The following is a 22,228-nucleotide window of genomic DNA, read 5'->3' as shown; positions in this document are numbered from 1 at the left end:
ATCTTATTTATCGTTCAGAGCCACAACGCCCGGAAGCGCCTTGCCTTCCATGAATTCCAGGGAAGCGCCGCCGCCTGTAGAGATGTGGTCCATTTGGTCGGCCAGTTTGAATTTCTCTGCCGCCGCCGCGGAATCGCCGCCGCCGATAATGGTGTAGCCTGTTGTAGTAGCACAAGCTTCAGCCACTTCTTTGGTGCCGTTCGCGAAAATATCGATTTCGAAGACGCCCATCGGTCCGTTCCAAACGACCAGCTTGGAATTTTTGATGATTTCGGCATATTTCGCGCGGGTTTTCGGCCCGATGTCCACGCCTTCCCAATCCGCAGGAATGCTGTCGATGTCTGCATTTTTATGGTTGGCATCCGCGCTGAAATCGTCAGCGATGACTACGTCAACCGGCAGAACGAAGTTCTTGCCGAGCTTTTTCGCTTTCTCGATAAAACCGAGAGCTACCTCCAATTTGCTGTCATCCAGCAAGGATTGGCCGATTTCATAGCCTTGGGCTTTGAAGAAGGTATAAGCCAGGCCACCACCGATCAGAACGTTGTCGGCAATGTTCAGCAGATTGTCGATGACGTCGATTTTGTCTTTAACCTTGGAACCGCCGATGATCGCTGTGAAAGGACGGTCCGGATTCGACAAGGCCTTGCCGAGCACGGACAATTCTTTTTCCATCAAGAGACCGGATACAGCCGGCAAATGGTGAGCAATGCCTTCTGTGGAAGCATGCGCACGGTGAGCGGCACCGAATGCGTCGTTAACGAACAGATCGGCAAGCTCCGCAAATTGCTTAGCAAGCTCCGGATCGTTCTTTTCTTCACCCGGATAGAAACGAACGTTCTCAAGGACGAGAACATCGCCATTGTTCATCGCGGCAACTTTCGCTTTTACGGCATCGCCGATCGCTTCGTCCGCTTTGGCCACTTCCTTGCCCAGCAGTTCGCCAAGGCGCTTTGCAGGCAGTGTCAAACGCATATCCTCGTTCACTTGACCTTTCGGACGGCCCAAATGGCTCGCCAAAATCACTTTCGCGCCGTTTTCGATCAGATACTTGATTGTCGGCAGCGTTTCGCGAATCCGGGTATCATCGGTAATTTGGCCGTCTTGCATCGGCACATTGAAATCCACGCGGACAAACACGCGTTTGCCGGTTACTTCCACATCACGTACACTTTTCTTGTTCATCTCCACGTTCCTCCTAATAGGTAAGCGCTGCGCTTTGATACGCTCGGCACGGTCAACGCGCTGCGCATTTCCGGCTATACTACTTCGACGCTTGATTTCTCTCCTAAGCGGTACTGCTTCTCTATTTATTTTTATAAAAAGGTGTGTGTGAATGTCGATAAAACAAAAAAATCATGAACCAAAGAGGAGTCCCTTGCAAAGGTTGCTCCTCTTTGGCGTGGTTATCAAAGAAATCGGGGATTACTTAACTTTTTTTGCGAAGTATTCCAAAGTACGAACCAATTGAGCGGTGTAGGACATTTCGTTGTCGTACCAAGCAACGGTTTTAACCAGTTGTTTGTCGCCAACAGTCAGTACTTTAGTTTGCGTAGCGTCGAACAGGGAACCGAATGTCATACCTTTGATGTCCGAAGATACGATTTCGTCTTCCGTGTAGCCGTAAGTTTCTGGATCGGAAGCGGCTTTCATGGCTTCGTTTACTTCAGCTGCAGTAACTTTCTTGTCAAGAACGGTTACGAGCTCAGTCAAGGAACCAGTCGGTACAGGCACGCGTTGTGCAGCTCCGTCCAATTTGCCTTGCAGTTCCGGAATAACCAGACCGATCGCTTTTGCAGCACCAGTTGTGTTAGGGATGATGTTCTCAGCCGCTGCACGAGCGCGACGGAAGTCGCCTTTAGCATGAGGAGCATCCAGCGTGTTTTGGTCGCCAGTGTAAGCATGGATCGTAGTCATCAAGCCTTCAACGATGCCGAATTTGTCTTGAAGTACTTTAGCCATAGGAGCCAAGCAGTTAGTAGTACAAGAAGCACCGGAAATTACGGTTTCCGAACCGTCAAGGATTTCATGGTTTACGTTGTAAACGACAGTTTTCATGTCGCCTGTAGCAGGTGCGGAAATAACAACTTTCTTAGCTCCGCCTTTCAGGTGAAGTTCAGCTTTCTCTTTAGTAGTGAAGAAGCCTGTGCACTCCAGAACGATGTCTACGCCAAGCTCGCCCCAAGGCAATTCTTCAGGGTTGCGGTTAGCCAGTACTTTAACTTCTTTGCCGTTAACTTTGAAGAAGCCGTCATGAACTTCAACTTCGCCTTCAAATTTGCCTTGCGTCGTGTCATATTTCAACAAATGAGCCAACATTTTAGCGTCTGTCAGGTCATTGATTGCTACTACTTCGATGCCTTCCACGTTTTGAATACGGCGGAAAGCCAAGCGTCCGATACGTCCAAAACCGTTAATACCAACTCTTACACTCATGAATAGATCCTCCCAGTGTTCGTTTTTTTTATTAATCAAGACGGGTGAAGTACCCGTCATGAGTAAACAGGTTCAGGCTGAATCTCATTGCTTAAGATTCCGTGTTCTTGTTCATGCTCTTGATACCTTCGAGTTCCTTCATAATATCCTCGGCCGCCGCTTCGTCCGTGACAAGAATATCCTCCTGTCCGTACAGCAACACCGCCAGGATCGCCTTCGCTTTGCTTCTTCCGCCCGCGATGCCGATGACCGTTTCGGTCCGTCGAATATCTTCCAGGCGAAGACCCAGGGTTAGCATTTTGTGAACGACGGCGCCATCCGCATTAAAATAGTAACCGAATGATTCCGCAATCGCGCCCTTGTTCTGCAGTTCCTGAACTATTGACTCCTCCAGCTTGCGACGCCGGGCCATCTCCATAGCGTCTCCGATACCGTGGACGACGATCCGCGCTTTGCGGATCATTTCAACGATGTCCTGGATGTTCGGATCACCCACTAACGATTCATACGCTTCCTTGCCGAGCAAATCGGGGACATGCAGCAGACGGTAGCCCGCCCCCACCCGTTTGGCCATGCCGGAAGCAATCGTGTTTGCCTGGATTTCCAGGCTTTCCCCGAGCCCGCCCCGCGCCGGTACGAACCAGCTCTGCTTGAGCGACAAGCCCGCCGGGTGACTCAATTGCTCCGCGACTTCGGCAATCGTACTGCCGCCGGTCACGGCAACGACATCCTCGCTGCGCATAACGCCGAGCAGCGCCTTGGCTCCCGCGCGGCCAAGCTCTTTCTTGGTCAACGGGGAAGCTTCGGTGTCGCCGGGAACAATCACCACTTTGCGAAGTCCGAAGGCTTCTCGGATTCTTTCTTCCCACTCGGACAATCCGAAAATTTCCTTCACTACCGGCTCCAGATCCTCCAGCAGTTTTCTGCCCGAATCACTGATTCTCATGCCTATATTCTCGATTTCAATCAGGCCCTGAGCCTTCAGGAGATCCGTCTCGGCCCGCAACACTCGTTCCGTCATGTTCAGGGATACCGCAAGCGTTCTGCGGCCGACCACATCCGACAACAAGATCTGGTGAAGAATGGTGTACCTTTTCTTGAGAATTTCCATGAGATCAGGAAGAAGCTGCTTTTGCATTTCTAAAATAGTTCGCATGCTTTCCACTCCTGCAAGCTTCGACTTCTCTCTCCTTCTCCTTGGCCTTAAAATGTCCCGGGTTAACTTTTTAAGTCCCACCGTTATTTTAACCAATTTTTAGAGTGGTTGCAAGCCTGACGTCCGTAGAATTCTCATTCTTTGGGCGTGTTATACAAACCTGTCTAAAAACGGAGGATTGTAATGGCCAACCATTTTTAACACTTGAAAATTACAGCGGTGTAAAGGGTTCCTTTCACACGCTTGGCCTACAACTCATGGTTTGGTTCAAATTAACGGGATTTCTTCCCGTTAATTTGGTCTGTATACGGCTGCAGAAGCGATTTAGCTGGAAAACCTCCCGCTAATTCGTCTGAAATTGTGTATATCGGCAAAAGGGCTGCGAAATAGATGGAGCTTTTCCAGTTAAATCCGATCCAAGAGCCAAGAGCGGTATATTAACGGGAGATTTTCCCGGTAATGTTATAGATTCGGACGGTGGCACTTTATATCTACAATTGTGGATGTTAGCAACATATCTACGAAACCATTTCAACATCCTTACCCAACGCCAAGCAATATGAATACAATGGGATTTCCCTCTTTTTTCAAAAATTTAGCGTTCCACGTGTTTATAGTATTGCATGCAAAAATATGTAAGCAAGGAAACAAGGAGGCAACCTTAGGTGCATCATATAGCGACAAAAATTGACTATCAATATTTCTGATATTAATATAAATAGTGAGAATAATTGAATTTATTGGAAGTGGAGTTGTTAAGGTTGCGCAGCTTTCTATTACTTCTTCTTACTTTAACTTTGACGATTTTATCAAGTTGTACCGAGAAACCGTTACCCCTGGAAAATAAAGAGGCGGTCAAATTAAACATCGGCTATTTCTCTGAGCAACACTTTGATGATAGATACGCTTCTCTTCTAGCGCTGGAATATCCGAATTTAGAGTATACCATCGTTCCAACAAGCGATATCTTAAGAAGAAAAGTAACCGTAAGTGAATGGGCGGAAAGCAATGATGTGGATATGATTTATTTGCCTTCAAATCAATTTCAGCAGGCTATAAATAACGGATTACTTCAACCCCTCGACAATTATATAGATCGGGAATCATTTCCTTTGGAAAATATGGTGCCGAGTGTCGTAGATTTAACAAAACAATATGGCACCGGCAAACTGTATGGATTGCCTCCTACTTTTTACAGCAGCGCTTTAGTATATAATCAGCAGCTTTTTGATCAATACGGTGTGAACTACCCCACTGAACAGATGACATGGGAAGATATTATCGTTCTGGCTAACCGGTTTCCAAAAGGGTTATCCCTACCCTATCCGTCCCCAGCCGATTGGTTGATCGACATAGGCCAAACCGAAAATCTTCATGTTTACAATGAGCAGACGAAAACCATCTCTTTAAACACCCCGTCCTGGGCAAAAGTACTAGAGTTAATAGAAGTACCATTAAAACGCGGGAATATTGCATTTAACGACATCAATAAAAATTCCTTCATTTCAGAAAATTATGCAATGGCTGTTGTTAATTACGAGGATGTTAACAGTTTAGAGCAGCAAGGCTCCGAACTAAAATGGAAACTGGTTACCATGCCAGTCAGTCCTGCTTCTCCCCAATCCGGTCACCATGTTTCGCTAGGGGGACTCTGGTCCATTCCCAGCACTTCATCACAAGCCGACGCTGCCTGGGAGTTGATCCGATTTTTCATGTCCGATAAAGTCGCGGAGTGGGAATATCGCTCCGTATACGGCTTCTCCTCGTTAATTTCTTATACTTCCTTAGGGGATCGTGACAGAAATTTTGAAGCATTTTACAAGCTGCGGCCCATAGAGAAAAACAATGTTGTTCCCGATCCAATGTATGATCTTATAAATGAATCCGTCGAACAAATCTTGTCCGGCCATAAAACGGTCCAAGAAGTTTTAGACGAGATGCCGAGTGAGTTAAGCCAGTAAGGGGAATGGGTTGTTTTAGGAGAAATGTTGTAAATGGGGAATCCAATCTCCCTTTGTACGCTACGACATCCAACACAAAAATGACAAAGTTGACTGTACAAGGTACATTTTATAAGTCCGGTAATAAAAAGGAATCCGGGTCGTCATCAACTACGAAAAGAAATTCCGAAGCTACCTGGTACACGAAAGATGGCGTATACTCCGATTCCGGATCGTACAGCTTGAACACAGCGTCGAGAACGTATTTTTCCGGCGGAAAGTACGCTCAAGATTACGCGTCGGATAGCTGGGGGTAATCTCTAAGGGTGGGGCATCCCACCCTTCTTTCACAAAGGGGAACTATATATGCTCAGAAAAATTCGGATGTTATTATGGTTGCCGCTTATAACAATACTACTGTCAAGCTGCCAACCGCGTCAGCCGGAGGAGCCTGTTATTCTCAAAGTTGCTTATCCGTCCGCCAAGCAATTTTATGTTAACTTTGGTTATGCATTCGAAAGCAAATATCCCAACATCGATATTCAAGTGATTCCAAGCGATCCGGTATCCGAAGAAACAGGTTGGAATCGTGAAGGGGATGTTATTTACATAAATGGTATGGAGCAGTACAAGAAGGCTATTAAAAAGGGGATTTTAAAACCGATTTTTCCCCCATTAACCAATGGAACGGAATCCGGCGATCTTTCTCCGATTGTCACGTCACTTTTGGAAGCCGCATCGGACAACGGCCAGTATTATGCTCTTCCACCTACTTTTCATAGTGAGGCGCTTTATTATAACAAGAAGCTATTTGATGCTTATCATATCCCTTACCCCCGGAATGGAGTGACTTGGGAAGAGGTGTTTGCATTAGCTGAACGGTTCCCGACAGAAGATGATCAGGGGGAACCCCTTTACGGAATACAAATGAACTATTATCGCAATGTTACCATAAACTGTATTTTAAAAGCGGGTCAAACAGAAAACCTAACTTATTTGGATCCAAAAACCATGAAAGTCACGATGAATACGGATAAATGGAAGTCCATCTGGACCGCCGCGGTGAAAGCTTTTCGTGCCGGGGTAGTTTATGATCAGGGAGAAGAACTCGATTCGATGGAACACCCCAAGTTTTTAACTGAAAATGCCGCTATGACCGTCACTTCCAATGCTCTTGCCTATAATTTTGAACCGTTCTCCCATTTTGAAGATGCTACCTCAATCGACTGGGGAATGGTTACAGCTCCAGTGGATCCTTTGAATCCGGATTATATGAATTTTTACGAAATATTTGACTTTTTTGGCGTCTCCTCAAGCACAGAACACGGAGCCGAAGCGATGAAATTGGTTAAATTCATAGCTGGAGATTCGGTGAACAGCCAACTATTGGCCAGGAAGCAGCCAAATTATGGATTGCCTGCTATAACCGATTACGTGGCGCAAGTTGGGGACCATGATTTGTCTCCTCTTTACACCCTTAAAGCAAATCCCAATTATGTTGACCTGTATACCCAAGTCGATGCCGAAGTTCTCGACGCCTTTCAGGACGCTGCCCAAGGCGTATTGGATAAGCTTCTGCAAAATGAAATCACTTTGGATGAAGCCCTTGCCGAGGTGGAAGTTAAGGGACAAGAGGCCGTTGACACCGCGGTCTTTACCCTTGAGCAAAAAAAGAAAAATAACCAAGGTGACCTCCAATAAATGCCGGACCACAATACATAAAAAAAACGCCTGACGGCGTCCTTCAGTGGCTCTGACTTCTACTTTGGAGTGATTGGAGGGATGGGTTCCCATCCCCTCTCAACCTTATCCGCCCATTTCGCCGCAAACTTGTATTCTGCCTTCGGCGTCAGGGGTTTTGTTTGCTTGGCCTCGCTCTCCGTCGTTGAACAATACAACGGCGAGCGAGCCGATCGTATATCTAAATGCCACGGAACGTACAGTGTCCCAGCTTGAATCTGACGCGATGTGCAGCCTCTTGCTCGGCCTTATTGGGTTTTACTCTATTTGGCTTCCCCGCTCCAAAGCTTAACCCGGTCTTTGACGAACTGGCCATAGGCTTCCTCCATCTCTTTCACACCGGCCTTTTCCAGCTCTGCCATATACTCGTCCCAGATTCTATCGAACTGATCCGGTTTGGCCATAATGGCTTCCGGAACGCGCTTCCAGGTAATATCCTTCATTTTTGCTCCCAGAATCGTGGCTACGCTGTCGCTAGGCGGGGATATGTTATAAACCGCACCCGCTTTTCTTTCCGGGAACTCTTCCTCTTTCGGGAACAAATCTTTCCAGTGCTCGATCTTGTAAGCCGCTAACGCTTCCTTCTCCGGCTGGCTGTAAGTAGCGGTCAATAACTCTTCGTTATTCTTGGTAAAGTAATTTCTTCCGCTGGAGTCCTTGATTCCGTCCCCGTAATGAACCGTCAGGTTCCAATATAATCCAAGTCCGGATTCTTTCAGATAGCTGTTTCCTTCTTTATCCATTTTTTTCTGCGTTTCCGCAGGTACGATTCTTTTGCCGTCTTTAACGATGTAGTCTGTGCCTTCAATGCCCCAGTTAATAAGGATTTGTCCTTCTTCGGAGGCCAAGTAATCGAGGAACTTGATCGCCTTTACCGGGTCCTTGCACTTGCTGGAAATCGCTATGCCGTAACCGCCGTCAAAGCCGGCCGGCCAGAAGCTGGTATCCTTGTATTCCTTGGACATCGTCACGGGATAATGACCGTAAGTTTGGTCGAATTTTTCGGCCGATTTCAGAGCCTGTTGCGCCTCACCGTAGTCCCATGCCGGATCGATCAGGCCGAGCACCCGGCCGGAAGCGACCTTCGCTTTAAACTGGTCCGTCTTTTGAACAAAACTTTCCTTATCCAGCAAACCGATATCGTTCATATGGTTCAGCCAGCGGAAATATTCCCGTTCCTCCGGACGGCGGAAATGGTAAGTCACATCAAAAGTGTTCTGATCGACGTAATATTCACCGTCATCCGGCCCGCCTGTCGTAAAGTAGCCCATATTCGTCACCTGATACATATGCCAATCATCCGCATTGAGCGTTAACCCGATATTTTTGTTACCGTTCTCATCCGTCGGATGCTTGGCCAAATAATCCTTAATGACCTTCTCGTAATCCTGAACCGTGCGGATTTCCGGGTAACCCGCTTCTTTCACGACGCGATGCTGGAGTTGGAAGCCATACTCGGCTCTTATTTTCCGCTCGTCGACCGAGGACCAGGTCGGAATCGCGTAGATCGCTTGGTCTTCCAGGCTGTATCTGGTGCGAACGATCTTGTCGCCCAACATCTTTTTGATGTTCGGAGCGTGCTCCTCGATCAAATCCGTCAGATCGAGAACCGCACCTACGTCAACCAGCTTGCCGAGGTCCGCTTTGGCCGCGATGAGGTCCGGAACCTCGCCGGTTGCCGCCATAATCGACACCTTTTGAACGGGATCGCCCACCGCGAATTCCGCGTCCAGTATGACGCCCGTTTTTTCTGTGATCACCTTCCCTATTCGATCCTGCATATTATTCCAGTTGGAGCTGGCATCTTCGGAAAAATAGGTTAACGTAACGGGGCCGGACTTTGAGCCGCCTGCCGGATTAGCCGAATTTCCTCCATCGCCGGGCTTGTTGCTACCGCTACAGCCGACGAGCTGGCCGAGCAAGAGCACGGCCGCCAGCAGAGAGACCGCCGTTCTTTTGGATTGGATCTTCATGATAGCTAAACACTCCTTTTAAAATGATTGGGTTACGGAACGGAATCACCTTAACATACCTGCATTCAACCCATTGCAGACTCTTTCGCAAATCCTCGGCGCATTAGCTTTTCACGGCGCCCAGTGTCATGCCTTTAACAAAGTACTTCTGCAAAAACGGGTACACGACAAGAATCGGCACGGTCGCGATAATGGTGATCGCCATTTTCACGGAATCCGGCGACACTTGAGCCATCAATTGGTTCATATTATCGCCTCTGACGTTATTGGCGCTCGTCGTGGTGCTCTGCAAAACTTTCATCAACTCATACTGCAGCGTGGTCAGACTGTCGTTGGAGCCGTTGAAAAGGTAGGTGTCGAACCAGGAATTCCATTGTCCAACGGCGAGAAACAGCGCAACGGTGGCAAGCGCGGGCTTGCAGAGCGGAAGAATGACCCGCCAGTAAATCGTAAAGTCGTTCGCGCCGTCGAGTTTAGCCGATTCTTGAAGCGCATAAGGAATTCCATCGATGAACGAACGAATGACGAAAATATTGAATGCGCTTACGAGCCCCGGCAGAATATACACGGCGAACGTATTGATCAGGTCCAGGTTCCGAATCAGAATGAAGCCCGGGATCATTCCGCCGGATACGTACATCGTGATGGCCAGAAATACCGAGACAAAACGTCTTCCTTGAAAATCCTTGCGGGCCAGCGTATAGGCAACCATCGAGCCACTGACCAGGCCGGCCAAAGTTCCGACGACGGTGCGGAGTACCGAGATTTTAAACCCGGTAACAAGTCCGGTGTAACTAAAGATCAGCTTATAATTTTCCAGGGTAAATTCCCTCGGAAAAATAGTGAGTCCGCCACGAACGGTATCTACGGAATCATTTAAAGAAATAGCTAGCACATTCAGGAACGGGTACAGGGTGACAACCGTAATAATGATGATCAGCACATATACTACCGTATCGAAAATCCAGTCCCGGAGAGGCCTGGAAGCCAGCTTCGACCTCTTGGCTTTGATGTGAGCGGTAGAGGAACCGGCTGTTTCCATTTCAAAATCCCTCCTTATTACATGATGCTTTCATTGGCAAATTTCTTGAACATGCCGTTTGCGACAAACAGTAGAATCACACTAATCACCGAATTGAAGATATTAATGGCGGTACCGAAAGAATAGCGTCCCATGGACAAGCCATAATTTAACGCATATAAATCCAGCACCTCGGAATAATCGCTCACCAGATGGTTCCCTAGCAGGAATTGCTTCTCGAACCCGATCCCGACCAGGTGACCGATCGACATAATCAGCAGAACGATGATTGTCGGCCGAATGCCCGGTAGCGTGATGTGCCATATTTGCTTCAACCGGCTCGCTCCATCCACCCGTGCCGCCTCATACAATTCCGGTCCGATGCCGGAGATCGCCGCCAGATAAATAATGGCGTTCCAGCCTGTCTCCTTCCAGACATCCGCTCCGGTCACAATCCCCCAAAACAGATGGCCATTCGACATGAACTGGATCGGTTCCTTGATGATATGAAGGTTCATCAACAAAGAATTGACGACTCCGCCGTCCGTCGACAGCATCTTGGTGACGATCCCGGCCGCCACGACCCAGGATACGAAATGCGGCAGATATGAGACCGTTTGCACAAACCGTTTCATAAACTGAATGCGCACCTCGTTAAGCAGTAAAGCGAAAAATACTGGAAACACGAAGCCTGCCACAAGCCCCATAAAACTCATAGCGAGCGTATTTCTCAGCACAAGGTAGAAATGGTCGTCATGAAACAGCATTTGAAAATGCTCCAGACCGACCCATTTTTGCTCCAGAAACCCCTTGCCTGGCTTATAGTTTTGAAATGCCATCGTCCAGCCCCAAAGCGGCAAATACTGAAACACGAAAACCCAAAGTACAAAAGGAATCGACATCATATAAAGGTATTTCTGGTTTTTGAATATTTTCCATTTTTGCGGTTTGTTTCTTGGCCCGATATCGGTTTGACTTCTTGCTGTTATCGCTTTCATCAGCTTGTTCCCCCCTCTCAGCAATAATTATAAAGCGAACGCTGGTTAGGAAACATAACGCGGATTCCGCACAAATTCATTCTAAAATCTTCAATGTTTTCAGAAACAATCACTGATTTGCAAGCAAATAAACTGAATCCCCCTGACGGTGCAGCATCCGCATGACCGTACAGGGGATTCCGTTCCTTACTATGATCCGCCGGGCAAACCGCAGCTTCAGCCGGGGTTCTTCGCCGTGGATGCCACGTGCGTCAGCTTCACATAATCTATACTCACCCCGCCCCCGAGAGGCTGGATATCTATCGTGTTCTCGCCCTTTTGAAGGGTAATCTGTCCCAAAGCGACATTCTTCCACATCTTCGTTCCCGTAAATGTAGGATTCATTGCCGATCGGTTGTTCACCATAACTTTACTCTTCTTTTCACCGTTGTCCGCCTTGTAGCGAACCGTAAGCGTGTATGTTCCGGGCGCAACATTCGCCTTGATCCGCAGCTTCCCTCCCGTTCCTTCCGGACCGGTGATAGAGCCGTTCCTTGCATGACTATTCTGTCTATTCAGGGACATCCCGGCCGATTCGCTATGCTCCGCTTGATACGTAAGGCTGGAGTACAAATCCGCCGGAAGCTCATCAAGTGTAAGAACGTAGTCGTGGTGATATATCTTTTTCAGATGCTCCAAAGTATTTGTCTTACCGTCCCTTACATGTTCGCCGGTCCATGTGTTGAAGAAGTTCCAATCGGCACCATACGCCCGCAGCAAATCGGGGTCCGGAATGGGGCCATTCTCCGCCAGGGCCACGATTTTCTTATGGTTCGTCAAAGTAAGAAGATTGTCGTATTTCGCGATGTTCGGGTGGTAGTCGCCCGCAGGGTTGTAAATATCGACACTTACGATATCCACGACTTCGTCGCCAGGATACCATTCCTTCTTCTCGGAGTTCCATACCCAAATCAAATTGTTCAGCTTATGATGGTTGGTCAACCGATCATACATCAGTCTGTACAGCCGCTTCGCCGGCTCCGGGCCCTTCGCCCCCCACCAGAACCAGCCGCCTTCCGCTTCGTGCAGCGGTCTCCATAACACCGGTATATTATGATCTTGCAGGCGCTTCAACTGAACCGCGATCGCGTCAATGTCCCGAATGAGGAGCCTGTAGTCCTCCGAATCCGGATGATCGAGTGCGTATTCTACGTCAAAGGTCGTAAACTCGGTATAAAATCCTCGCCACCATTCGCGTCCGGGATCGTCGCCTCCAATCCCCTTCGGCGCGTTCCAGTGCCAGAGCAAAGACACGATACCTCCGCGTTCATGCCATTGGATCAACTTCTCGATTTCCGACGAGGTTGCGCCCTTTTCGACACGGGAAGGAGAGTAATCCATCAGGTCGCCGGATAAAATCGCCGGGGATTTGCCGGTCTGCTGCTTAATCCACTCCGCATCCTCAAACGTTTGTTGTCCGGAAATGATCTTCCGTCCATACTGGTTAAGCATATAGTTCATCAGCGCCCTTGCTTCGAGCGTCGCGTCCGGATTGGTCAATACGTCGGTCGCTTTCTCATGACCGGGTACGGGGGGGTCCGCCGGTTCTAGCTTGATATGTTCAATGCCATAGTAACCCCATCCCCGCAAAATTTTGACGGTATTGCTGCCGGCGTTCAGCATGACTTTGGTGATCATCTTTTCCGCCCGGACCGTACCTGCCGCCGGCGCATCGAGTGTCAGTTCCCCGGCTCCCGCACCATTTATCTGGATGGCCGTCACTTTGTCACCGTTCCCCTGGGGAAGATAATACCCCACACTCAGCTTATATAGGCCCCCCTCGGGGACGTTTACAGTGAATGTCGCACTTCCGACCGGCTTGGTAGCGTTTGCAACTTCCTCGAAAAAGAAGGAAATATAGCCTTCGCCGTCATACAAGGTGTCCTTCTCTTCAGGGACGCGGCCACGCTTCTCGATTCCATACCCTTCCAGAACCGCCTCTTTATAAGTAACGGTTACGGCCTTCGCCGGTTTGGCGGAAGCCTTCACGGTCGAGGAAGAAGCCGCTCCCACCCAACCGGTATACCCCATCGTCCCCAACCAGAAAAACAGTGTCAAACAAAAAACAAAGCTTGTTTTTCCCCGTTTCGCAGCCAGTGCAAAAGGTTTTTGCATCCTGTTCATTTTCTGTAATTTCCCCTCTCTTACACTTGTTTTATTGGCACCGCTTTCACTTCTGTCGTTATCTCCTCCCCCTTCGTGCTTCAAGCATAAGGCATCTCGGAAGCGGGAGACCATATCGCGAATTCCGCCGGTTTTCATTCCAAAATCACCATTCATTTCAGAAACCGCCAACGATTTTCATGAGAACCGTTCTTTTGAAAAGATGACGGCGACTGTCCCTCCATCTTTTTAAACTTGTTGTGAAAATAATTCACGTTAGAATAGCCGGCCTTTTCAGCGACTTCATATACCTTCATACCCTGTGCCAGCAGCTCCTTCGCTTTTTCGATCCGAACCCTGTCAAGATAGGTGTTGAAATATTCCCCCGTCTGATTTTTGAAAAGCTGACCCAAGTAAGAGCTGCTATAATTGAATACTTCCGAAAGCGTCTCCAGCTTTAGGTTTTCGTTATAATGCCGTTCAATATAATCGAGCATTCGCTTGATTTCATTGTCCCGGCTGGAATAATCGGCACAACGGGCCAGTCTTTCCAATATACCGGCAACATAGGTGACGAGCTCCCGGAGGGTCCGTTGGCTGGTGATGCCCGTTAAAAATTCGGACGGCCCTCCCGCATAACCTGATTCTGCCCAAAGGCGGGCAGGGACTTTTCGGGACGTTTCATTTGCGAGGTAAAAGAACTGTTCCCGAATTTCCGCCTCCCCCTTCCCCTCGGCTACCATCTGTGCAGCTGCTCCGTCCAGAAGCGACTGGATCGCCTCCGTATGTCCCACATCTACCAAATAGTAAATACGGAAGGCCAATTCCTTCTTGTCCGGCAAATTACCGCCTAGAGCAGCCGTTAGGTAGCTGGGTGGAGTCTCCGATGTAAGCAGCCTTCCTTTATCGTAGAAAAAGCTGCGTTCCAACAGGGAGCGGGCGGTCTGAAACGAATCAGGGATATCGCGCAACAGCCCCACCGTTTGGCCCGCCGCGGCATTCATCTCCCCTCGCAGCTCCTCTGCCAGGAGTTGCAGTACACGGTAAAAGCGAGCCCGTTCGACATCGCCCACAGGCGGGCTTCCAAGGAGCAGCACGATATACGAGGCAAAGGCCAGAACGACGCTGCGGGCGTCCGAGGCGTATGTCTTGGCCAACCGCTCCCGAAAGCGGCCAATTCGCTCGTCCTTCTCCGACCGGATGCCCGGAAAATCCAACATGACGACCTGATACCTCGGCCAATCCATTCCAAGCGAGCCGGACAAGGTGTCGAGGGCCCCGCCTTCCGCTTCAAACGAACCGGACAGCAGAGAATACACCAACCATTCCCGGGTGTACGTCTCCCGCTGTACCTGTTTCTCCAGTTGTTCCGCAGCCAGTCGGGCATGGAGCTTTTCAAGAAGGGCTGACATTTCCTCTTTATTAACGGGCTTGAGCAAGTACCCCTCGACGTCATACTGCAGCGCACGGCGGGCATATTCAAAGTCGGCATACCCGCTGAGCACGACCGCATGCACGTTCCATCCCCGCTGACGAATCTCTTGGAGCAGTTGCAATCCGTTCATCCCGGGCATGCGGATATCAACCACAAGCAAGTCAGGAACCACTTCTTCAAGAGACCGAAGTGCTTCTTTTCCGCTAGCCGCGGTATCCGTCACCTCATAGCCCAGCTCCTTCCACGGAATCAAGGTTTGCAGGCCAAGACGAAGTTTTGGCTCATCGTCAACGATCATCACTGAGAACATTCGATTCTCCTCCCCTAGGTATGCAAAATGAAATCCGGGTTCCCTCACCCTCTTTGCTTTCAATCGAAAGTCCCGAGCCTTCACCATAGGTAAGCCTCAGGCGGTCATGGACATTGCGGAGCCCAATCCGCTGACCGGTTTCCTCCGGTTCCTGGAGCTCTCTTACCAAGCTTTCAAGTTTCCCCGGCACAATCCCCGCCCCATCGTCCGAAATCTCCACAAGCACCTGGCCGTCTTCGCTATAGTCCGCCCGTATAGTGATAGATGTGGGGCCGTCCTCTTTCTGATCCAACCCGTGGAGAATGGAGTTCTCCACCAGCGGCTGAATGATCAGGGGAAGAATCTCGACCTCCCCAATCCCCGACGCCAGTTCCAGCTTATACTGCAGCCGGTCCTCATAACGGAATTTTTGCAGCTCCAAGTAACAGCGAACCATGGCGATCTCCTCGGAAAGCGGAATTTTTCCGTTGCCGACTTCCAAACTGCTGCGGATCAACGTGCTAAGCTGCCAGATCGCCTGCGCTATATTTTCCTCTCCCCGCAGATGGGCCTCCATCCGAATCGATTCCAGCGTATTGAACAGGAAATGGGGGTTGATTTGGCTGGCCAACATCTTAAACTTGATCTCGCTTTGCTTTTGCTCCAGCAGCCGCTTCTGCCGGTTGGTCTCCTCCACTTCCAGCATCAGTTGGCTAAGCCTGCCGACCAGAGCGTTGAACCGGTGGGACAGCTGGCCGATTTCATCTTTGCCGTCCAAGTCGAGATAAGCATTCCAGGAACCTGTTCCGACTTTGGACATATGCTTGCTCAAACGCAGCAGCCGGCCCGTTATGAGCGATGCCGATGCCTGGACGAGCAAGACGGCGACGACGAGGCAGCCTCCGATGACCAAGGCGGCAAGCCGGATAACACCGTTTGCATCACGGACGATGTCCGATACGGAAAACACCGAGATCACCCGCAAGCCGTTCCAACTGCTCTGCGGAATTAAACTGGCGATGACGACCTTGGACGCCTTCCCGTCCATGACGGCATCGAAGCTTCCTTCGCTTTGCGTAAGCATGCTGTCACCGGCGTGCACTTCGGCGAGATTTTTGCCGTACAGATTCGGCCGGTTTGCTGCCACGATATTGTTGTGGTCGTCAACGATCATGGTTTGAAAGGATTCCTGTGAAATAATCGAGTTCAGCAGGGCTGTATTAACATTGATGACAAGCACGCTTTCCTGACCGGGATCGTCGAGGCTGATTTTTCTCACCAAGCTCAGGTAGTACTTCTGATCCCGCTCATCCTGTATGAATCCCCAGCCGGCCAGCCCTTTTTTGCCCAAAGCCACCTTGTACCAATCCGCCTGTTCCGTCTTGGCATCGGGTTGCATGAACTCCCAGTTGTTCAGCATCGTCGGGTTTGGCGTATAGAGCCGGATGGCTTTTACCTCCTTGTACAGCCTCATGTAGTCCCGGATTTCCGTATATTGGCGGTAGGTCTGGATCACCTCGATGTAACTGTCGTAGCTGCGGCTCACCACCGATTTCAATCGGCTGTCATTGGAAAGTTGATAGGAGATATCGAGCGGCACCTTGATGACTTCTTCGGTCCGTTTCCGTACGCGATCCACATTGTCCGCCGCTTGCTTGAAGGCATCCTTGACCATGATTTCGCGCAGCTTGCCGGTAAAGAATACCCCGCTAACCAGCAGCGGAATAACCGCGACAGTGATAAAGGTCAGAGACAGTTTGTTCCTCAGCTTAATGTCGTTCAATACTCTGACAAAGTTCATGTCTTCCGCCCCTCGGTGTCATGAATACAAAAACGGCCCCTTTTCGACAAGGGGCTGTTTACGCTTCTTCGCAAAATTTCCTCAACGGATTAATATAGCTTAGGCAGCCGATCCAGTGTAACGGCGTATTCGTGATGATAAGCCCGGCGCAGTTCTTCCTTCGACGTGAACAACTCCGTCTTGCCGAAATCGTTGGACCAGGTCATGAACCACAGCCACGGAATTCGCGATTCCGCAAGATCGGGCACACTGGGGATGGATCCGATTTCCCCCAGAGCCACCAGTTTCTCCGTCGGCGTAATTTGGATCAACTCCTCGTACTCTTTCCGAAGGTCGGTATGCTCATGAGCCGGCGGGTACAAGTCCCTGGAGATAATATCCACTTTATCATCCCCGACATACCCTTCCGGCAGCGGCGAATTCCAAACCCAGATCAAATTGTTCAGCCCATGGAAACGGGTGTACCGGTCATACATGAGAAGATACAGCTGTTTGGCCACTTCCGGGCCCTTGCTGCCCCACCAGAACCACTCCCCTTCCGCTTCATGAAAAGGACGCCACAATATCGGAATCCGTTTGTCGCGGAATTCCTTAAGGATGTCGGCCACATAATCCATATCCGACAACAACGCCTCGTGCTCGGCGGTTCCTTCCACAATCGCCCGAGAAGCATCAAAATCGGTATGCTCCGCATAGAAGCTCTTATCCTTCCCGCCGAGCGGAGAGAACCAATGCCAGGTAAATGTGAGCAATCCTTTTTCGTTTGTCACCCAATCCCAGGCGTTTTGCAGCGTATTTTTGTTTTCATTGACTTCAAGCAAACATTCCTCGCCGCTCATTTCATAGTTAATGTTCGGGGAATAGCTCAAGAGTTCGAAACCGCAGAGGGCGGGGAGCTTCCCTGTCGCCTCTCGAATGTAATGCAGTTCCTCCTGTGTTGTGGTTTGCGTATGCTGCCCCGTGATAATGCCTTTGCCGGACAACCCGCTCAAATAATTTAATAGCGCTTTCACTTCTTCAGTTGCTTGGGGATTGCAAGGAACAGCTTGAGACATGGTAAGTCCATCCTTTCTTTTACTCCGGTAATTGATTTTAATAACATTGTTGTTATATTTGTTATTAGCACATTATTTTATCGACAAAACAAATATACTCCTTGTTAAGATAAAGGTCAATTACTACACAAAAAAACAATTTTATTTTGACTAACAAAATTTTATAGTATTGCTATTATTGTTATTTTAGTTTTCATTACAAAAGGCATTTCGATCTAAAAATTTTCAAAACTGCTTTCAAAAAAACCGAAGAACCACCCAAGTTTTACAAACCCCAATTGGTGCCTTTTAACAGCACAAAATATAACTTGCAATCCGTAAACGGATGTCCTATAATAAGTTTTGTTGTTCTTAAATCATGCGCCCGTGGTCCAATGGATATGACGTAGGCCTCCGGAGCCTGAGATCGAGGTTCGATTCCTCGCGGGCGCGCCATCTTACTTAAATGACAGACATCCGCAGCACTGAACTGGGTTGCGCAGCCTGTTATCATCATCGCCCTGAGTTTGGGCTTTTTTATTACCTAGAGTTTGACTTTCTTTGACTTTCTGTTTGAAATTGTTTATGATGAGGTTAATATTCATCGATTCCGTCAATTCTTTAATTGATTGAACCGATTGGGCTCAAGGCTGACACACGGCCTTTCCCGGGATATAAGTCTGGCGCGAACGGGCTACGGGATTCCCGACGATGCTTGGGCCAGGAAGTGGTTCTGATTTATTAAACTTGATCCATTAATGAGGAGGTTTTATCGGTGAGTTATATTCCTATGGTCGTTGAACAAAGTAACCGCGGCGAACGCGCTTACGACATTTACTCCAGACTGCTGAAGGACCGCATCATTTTCTTGGGCTCCCAGGTGAATGACGTTGTCGCCAACTCCATCATCGCTCAGATGCTGTTTCTGGACGCGGAGGATCCGGGGAAAGACATCCATTTGTACATTAACAGCCCTGGAGGTTCCATCACAGCCGGTATGGCCATTTTTGATACGATGCAATTCATTAAGTCCGACGTTTCCACCATCTGCGTGGGTCTCGCGGCTTCCATGGGCGCCTTCCTGCTGAATGCCGGTGCGCCGGGCAAACGCTACGCGCTGCCGAACAGCGAAATCATGATTCACCAACCGCTTGGCGGTGCCGAAGGCCAGGCTACGGATATCGAAATCCGGGCCCGCCGCATTCTGAAAATGCGCGACAAGCTGAACAAAATTTTGGCGGAACGGACCGGTCAGCCGTTGGAACGGATCGAAAAGGATACGGACCGCGACTACTTCATGAGCGCCGCCGAAGCCAAGGAATACGGCTTGATCGACCGCGTGATCGAGAAGGTTACGCCGCAGGGCGTGTAATCGAATAACCGCTAACGGCAAGACTGCCTCACGAGCCCTTGCGCTCGGCGGGGCAGTCTTTTTCTTGCTTTTACGCGAATTCGGTGGAAGAATAAGTACATTACTTTTTAGCCAGTTTACCCAGCAAGGAGTGAGCGAATGAAACCAGTCAAGAGAAGCAAGTTAACCGAAGTGAGCCGTCAACTGGCCGAGGTGGCCGCGGGCACCCGCAAAGCCGATCTGGTCGTGAAGAACGGAACTCTGGTCAACGTTTATACGGGAAAGCTCCAGGCGGGCACGGATGTCGCGATCGCCTGCGGAAGGATCGCTTATGTCGGCGATGCCAGCCATACGATCGGCGAGCGGACCGCGGTCATCGATGCGGCGGGACGGTTTATCGTTCCCGGGCTGCTGGACGGCCACATGCATGTCGAGAGCACGATGCTCTCGGTCACCGAATTCGCCAAAGCGGCCTTAGCCAAAGGGACGACGGGCGTGTTTATGGATCCGCATGAAATCGCCAACGTCTTCGGAGCGGACGGGGTACGCTGGATGCATGAGGAAGGTCGGGGACTGCCGCTCAAGGTATATACGACCTTCCCTTCCTGCGTTCCGGCCACGGATCATCTGGAAGATGCCGGGGCGGCCCTGGATGTCGCCGACATTGAAGACGGGATGACCTGGGATGGCGTCGAAGGCCTCGGCGAGGTCATGAACTTCCCGGGGGTCGTGTACGGCGATCCCAAAATGACTGGCGAGATCGCGGCCACGATCCGGGCCGGCAAAGCGGTCACCGGGCACTTTCCGAGCGAGGAGGAGCCGCTCCTCCAGGCTTATATCGCCTCCGGGGTGACCTCGTGCCACGAGACCGTCACGAAGGAGCAAGGGCTGCTCAAGCTGCAGCTGGGCATGCACCTGATGATCCGTGAAGGATCGGCCTGGCATGATGTGAAGGAAGTGATCAAGGTCGTGACCGAAGACCATGTCTATCCCGGCAACATCATGCTGGTGACGGACGACGTGTACCCGCAGACCCTGATTGAGAAGGGGCATATGAACCATGTCGTCCGCCGGGCCATCGAGGAAGGCGTCGATCCGGTGACCGCCATCCAGATGGGGACGATCAACACGGCGCGCTACTTCCGGGTCGACGGGGACGTCGGCGGCATCGCGCCGGGCAAATGCGCCGATCTGCTGCTGATCGGCAGCCTTGAGCGCATGGAACCGTCCACCGTGATCGCGGACGGTTCGGTGGTGTACGACGGCGGCCAGCTTCGGCTGGACTTTCCGGATTACGCGTATCCGGAGGCGGCCCGCCGGTCGGTGCACCTCGCGCGGCCGCTGGAGGCGCGGGATTTCGCGCTGCCGAGCGCGAAGCGCGGCGCGGCCGCCGGGCCGGCCGAGACCCGGGTCAATGTGATCCGGGTCATCGAGAACAGCGCGCGCACGGCCCGTGGCGAGGCGCGCCTGGCCGTCGAAGACGGCTTCATCCGCCCCAGCGTGGAGCGGGATGTCCTCGCGCTGGCCTGCATCGACCGTCACCGCGGCAGCGGCGAGATCTCGCTGGCCTTCGCCCAAGGCTTCGGCCTGAAGAGCGGTGCGGTCGCCTCGACCGTAGCGCACGACAGCCACAATCTCCTGGTCATGGGCGCCGACCCGGAGGATATGGCCTTTGCCGCCAATGAGCTCGCGCGTCTGGGCGGCGGCATGATCGCCGTATTGGACGGCCAGGTCCTGGCGGCCGTGCCGATGGCGATCGCCGGGCTCATGTCCGACCAGCCGCTTGAGGTCGTCGTCAAGCAGGTCCAGGCGCTGGAAGAAGCCTGGCGGACGCTCGGCAGCCCGCTGAACGCCCCGTTCATGACGTTTTCGCTGATCGCGCTGCCGGTCATCCCCGAGCTGCGGATCACGAACCGCGGTCTGGCGGATGTGGAGCGATTCAAGCTGATTCCTGTCGAAATCGCGGATGAAATGAACCTGCCCTAATGCGCGAAAACTCGGCATAAACGGGAATTCTTTCCGTTAAATCCGGGGATTTCGACCCTCATGTCCTAGTGTTGCAATAAGCAATTTGATCACGAAGAATAACTGGGGAAATTAAGCCTGCGCATTCTCCTTTTAGGCCGCCGGCTTCCCTATGTGAACCGTGCAGGTGGTGTGCAGGTAAATAAGGGCGTTATGCGGCGCTATTTTGTCGAATTCGGCTGGACGATGTGAAATAGCGGCTTTTTAGGGTCCTATTGTTGGAAAAAGCGGACCCAACCATCATTTTGGGGCCAGCAACAGGACAATAAGGCCCTTTTTGATCGCTATGATTCCCCCGAAGCCGAATCGGGCGGAAATAGCGCCGCAAAAGCCACTAGCGATGAACTAACCCTAACATGAAAGAAGAGGGTGGTTAAAAATGGGAGCCCCATCTTACGCAAGGCGTAGTCTTCCTTTTTTTTCGGGGAATTTTATTTTGCCTTTCCAGCTGGTACTAATGCCTGAGAGGACTCTAACGGCTGTAGCAGCCGCTATTTAACGAAAAGTAGCCCTTTCGAAATTCTAACGGTTGTGAGCGCCGTTATTCCCCTGGATTCTCGCCTTAACAGCCTGTTTATGCGAAAATAGGCGCCGTGGCGACCGTTAGAATGGGAAATTGGCGTTTACAGGACAAATAACGGCTGTGGCAACCGTTAGCGTTAATTTTCGTCTTTCTTGCAAGACTGCTCATGCGACGGCGGTTAGGGAAATGGGACACGCCGGATCCAACTCGCCACACCGAGGCGACAAGTTTCAAAATAAGTAGCACCCTGTCAGGTTTGATGCAACTTCAGTGCTCAAAAGGCCGCTATTGAGGGGGCGGCTAGAGAAGTTGGGTACGCGCCGACCCAGCTCACCACGCCGACCCAGCAAGGGGTTCCCGCTAT

The 22,228-nt window shown here is 50.6% G+C and carries 14 protein-coding genes and 1 tRNA gene; 5 read left to right on the top strand and 10 right to left on the bottom strand.

The genetic code is table 11. From position 1 onward, the window contains the following. Positions 1-3: 3 nt before the first annotated feature. From V4U88_RS14825 to V4U88_RS14815, 3 genes are all read right to left on the bottom strand, one after another. Positions 4-1,185, bottom strand: coding sequence for a phosphoglycerate kinase (locus V4U88_RS14825; RefSeq protein ID WP_334074034.1), 1,182 nt, complete (start codon positions 1,183-1,185; stop codon positions 4-6). 240 nt (positions 1,186-1,425) lie between these two features. Then, positions 1,426-2,436 (bottom strand): type I glyceraldehyde-3-phosphate dehydrogenase, encoded by a 1,011-nt coding sequence (gene gap / locus V4U88_RS14820; protein ID WP_334074033.1) that lies wholly within the window; start codon positions 2,434-2,436, stop codon positions 1,426-1,428. A 91-nt stretch (positions 2,437-2,527) separates the two neighbouring features. Then, a complete protein-coding gene (locus tag V4U88_RS14815) occupies positions 2,528-3,592 on the bottom strand; it encodes a sugar-binding transcriptional regulator (RefSeq protein WP_334074032.1) in 1,065 nt (354 codons plus the stop codon). Between the two features lie 761 nt (positions 3,593-4,353). On the opposite strand from V4U88_RS14815, the gene V4U88_RS14810 reads away from it, so the two are divergent. After that, positions 4,354-5,553, top strand: coding sequence for an ABC transporter substrate-binding protein (locus tag V4U88_RS14810; protein WP_334074031.1), 1,200 nt, complete (start codon positions 4,354-4,356; stop codon positions 5,551-5,553). A 345-nt stretch (positions 5,554-5,898) separates the two neighbouring features. Continuing rightward, on the top strand, positions 5,899-7,233 hold the full coding sequence (locus V4U88_RS14805) for an ABC transporter substrate-binding protein (RefSeq protein WP_334074030.1): 1,335 nt from the start codon (positions 5,899-5,901) through the stop codon (positions 7,231-7,233). A 302-nt stretch (positions 7,234-7,535) separates the two neighbouring features. Here V4U88_RS14805 and V4U88_RS14800 read toward each other — a convergent pair whose 3' ends face one another. From V4U88_RS14800 to V4U88_RS14770, 7 genes are all read right to left on the bottom strand, one after another. Then, a complete protein-coding gene (locus V4U88_RS14800; protein ID WP_334074029.1) occupies positions 7,536-9,245 on the bottom strand; it encodes an ABC transporter substrate-binding protein in 1,710 nt (569 codons plus the stop codon). 103 nt (positions 9,246-9,348) lie between these two features. Next, the gene (locus V4U88_RS14795; RefSeq protein ID WP_334074028.1) at positions 9,349-10,287 is read right to left on the bottom strand and encodes a carbohydrate ABC transporter permease; all 939 of its coding nucleotides are present in this window, start codon (positions 10,285-10,287) and stop codon (positions 9,349-9,351) included. Positions 10,288-10,304: 17 nt separating this feature from the next. After that, entirely contained in the window at positions 10,305-11,264 is a 960-nt protein-coding gene (locus tag V4U88_RS14790) for an ABC transporter permease (protein WP_334074027.1), read from the bottom strand. A gap of 216 nt (positions 11,265-11,480) precedes the next feature. Next, positions 11,481-13,334, bottom strand: a complete 1,854-nt coding sequence (locus tag V4U88_RS14785; protein ID WP_442951891.1) for a glycosyl hydrolase — start codon at positions 13,332-13,334, stop codon at positions 11,481-11,483. Between the two features lie 245 nt (positions 13,335-13,579). Continuing rightward, positions 13,580-15,151, bottom strand: a complete 1,572-nt coding sequence (locus V4U88_RS14780) for a response regulator transcription factor (RefSeq protein ID WP_334074025.1) — start codon at positions 15,149-15,151, stop codon at positions 13,580-13,582. Then, on the bottom strand, positions 15,129-16,931 hold the full coding sequence (locus tag V4U88_RS14775; protein ID WP_334074024.1) for a sensor histidine kinase: 1,803 nt from the start codon (positions 16,929-16,931) through the stop codon (positions 15,129-15,131). The genes V4U88_RS14780 and V4U88_RS14775 overlap by 23 nt, the downstream gene beginning before the upstream one ends. Positions 16,932-17,020: 89 nt before the next feature. After that, complete coding sequence (locus V4U88_RS14770) at positions 17,021-17,986, bottom strand: glycosyl hydrolase (RefSeq protein WP_334074023.1); 966 nt, start codon at positions 17,984-17,986, stop codon at positions 17,021-17,023. Between the two features lie 360 nt (positions 17,987-18,346). Between V4U88_RS14770 and V4U88_RS14765 the strand changes: the two genes are divergently transcribed. The 3 genes from V4U88_RS14765 (at position 18,347) to ade (ending at position 21,302) form a co-directional block, all read left to right on the top strand. Beyond that, positions 18,347-18,421: transfer RNA gene (locus V4U88_RS14765), tRNA-Arg, on the top strand. A gap of 319 nt (positions 18,422-18,740) precedes the next feature. Beyond that, positions 18,741-19,337 (top strand): ATP-dependent Clp endopeptidase proteolytic subunit ClpP, encoded by a 597-nt coding sequence (gene clpP / locus V4U88_RS14760; protein WP_334074022.1) that lies wholly within the window; start codon positions 18,741-18,743, stop codon positions 19,335-19,337. A gap of 138 nt (positions 19,338-19,475) precedes the next feature. Next, positions 19,476-21,302: an adenine deaminase gene (gene ade, locus V4U88_RS14755; RefSeq protein ID WP_334074021.1), complete on the top strand. Its 1,827-nt coding sequence runs from the start codon at positions 19,476-19,478 to the stop codon at positions 21,300-21,302. Positions 21,303-22,228 lie beyond the last annotated feature (926 nt).

Origin of the sequence: Paenibacillus sp. A14, assembly GCF_036864815.1 — a bacterium.
GTDB lineage: Bacteria > Bacillota > Bacilli > Paenibacillales > Paenibacillaceae > Fontibacillus > Fontibacillus sanfengchensis.
Note: the sequence above shows the minus strand (reverse complement) of the source record. Positions and strands in the feature narration are given on the sequence as shown.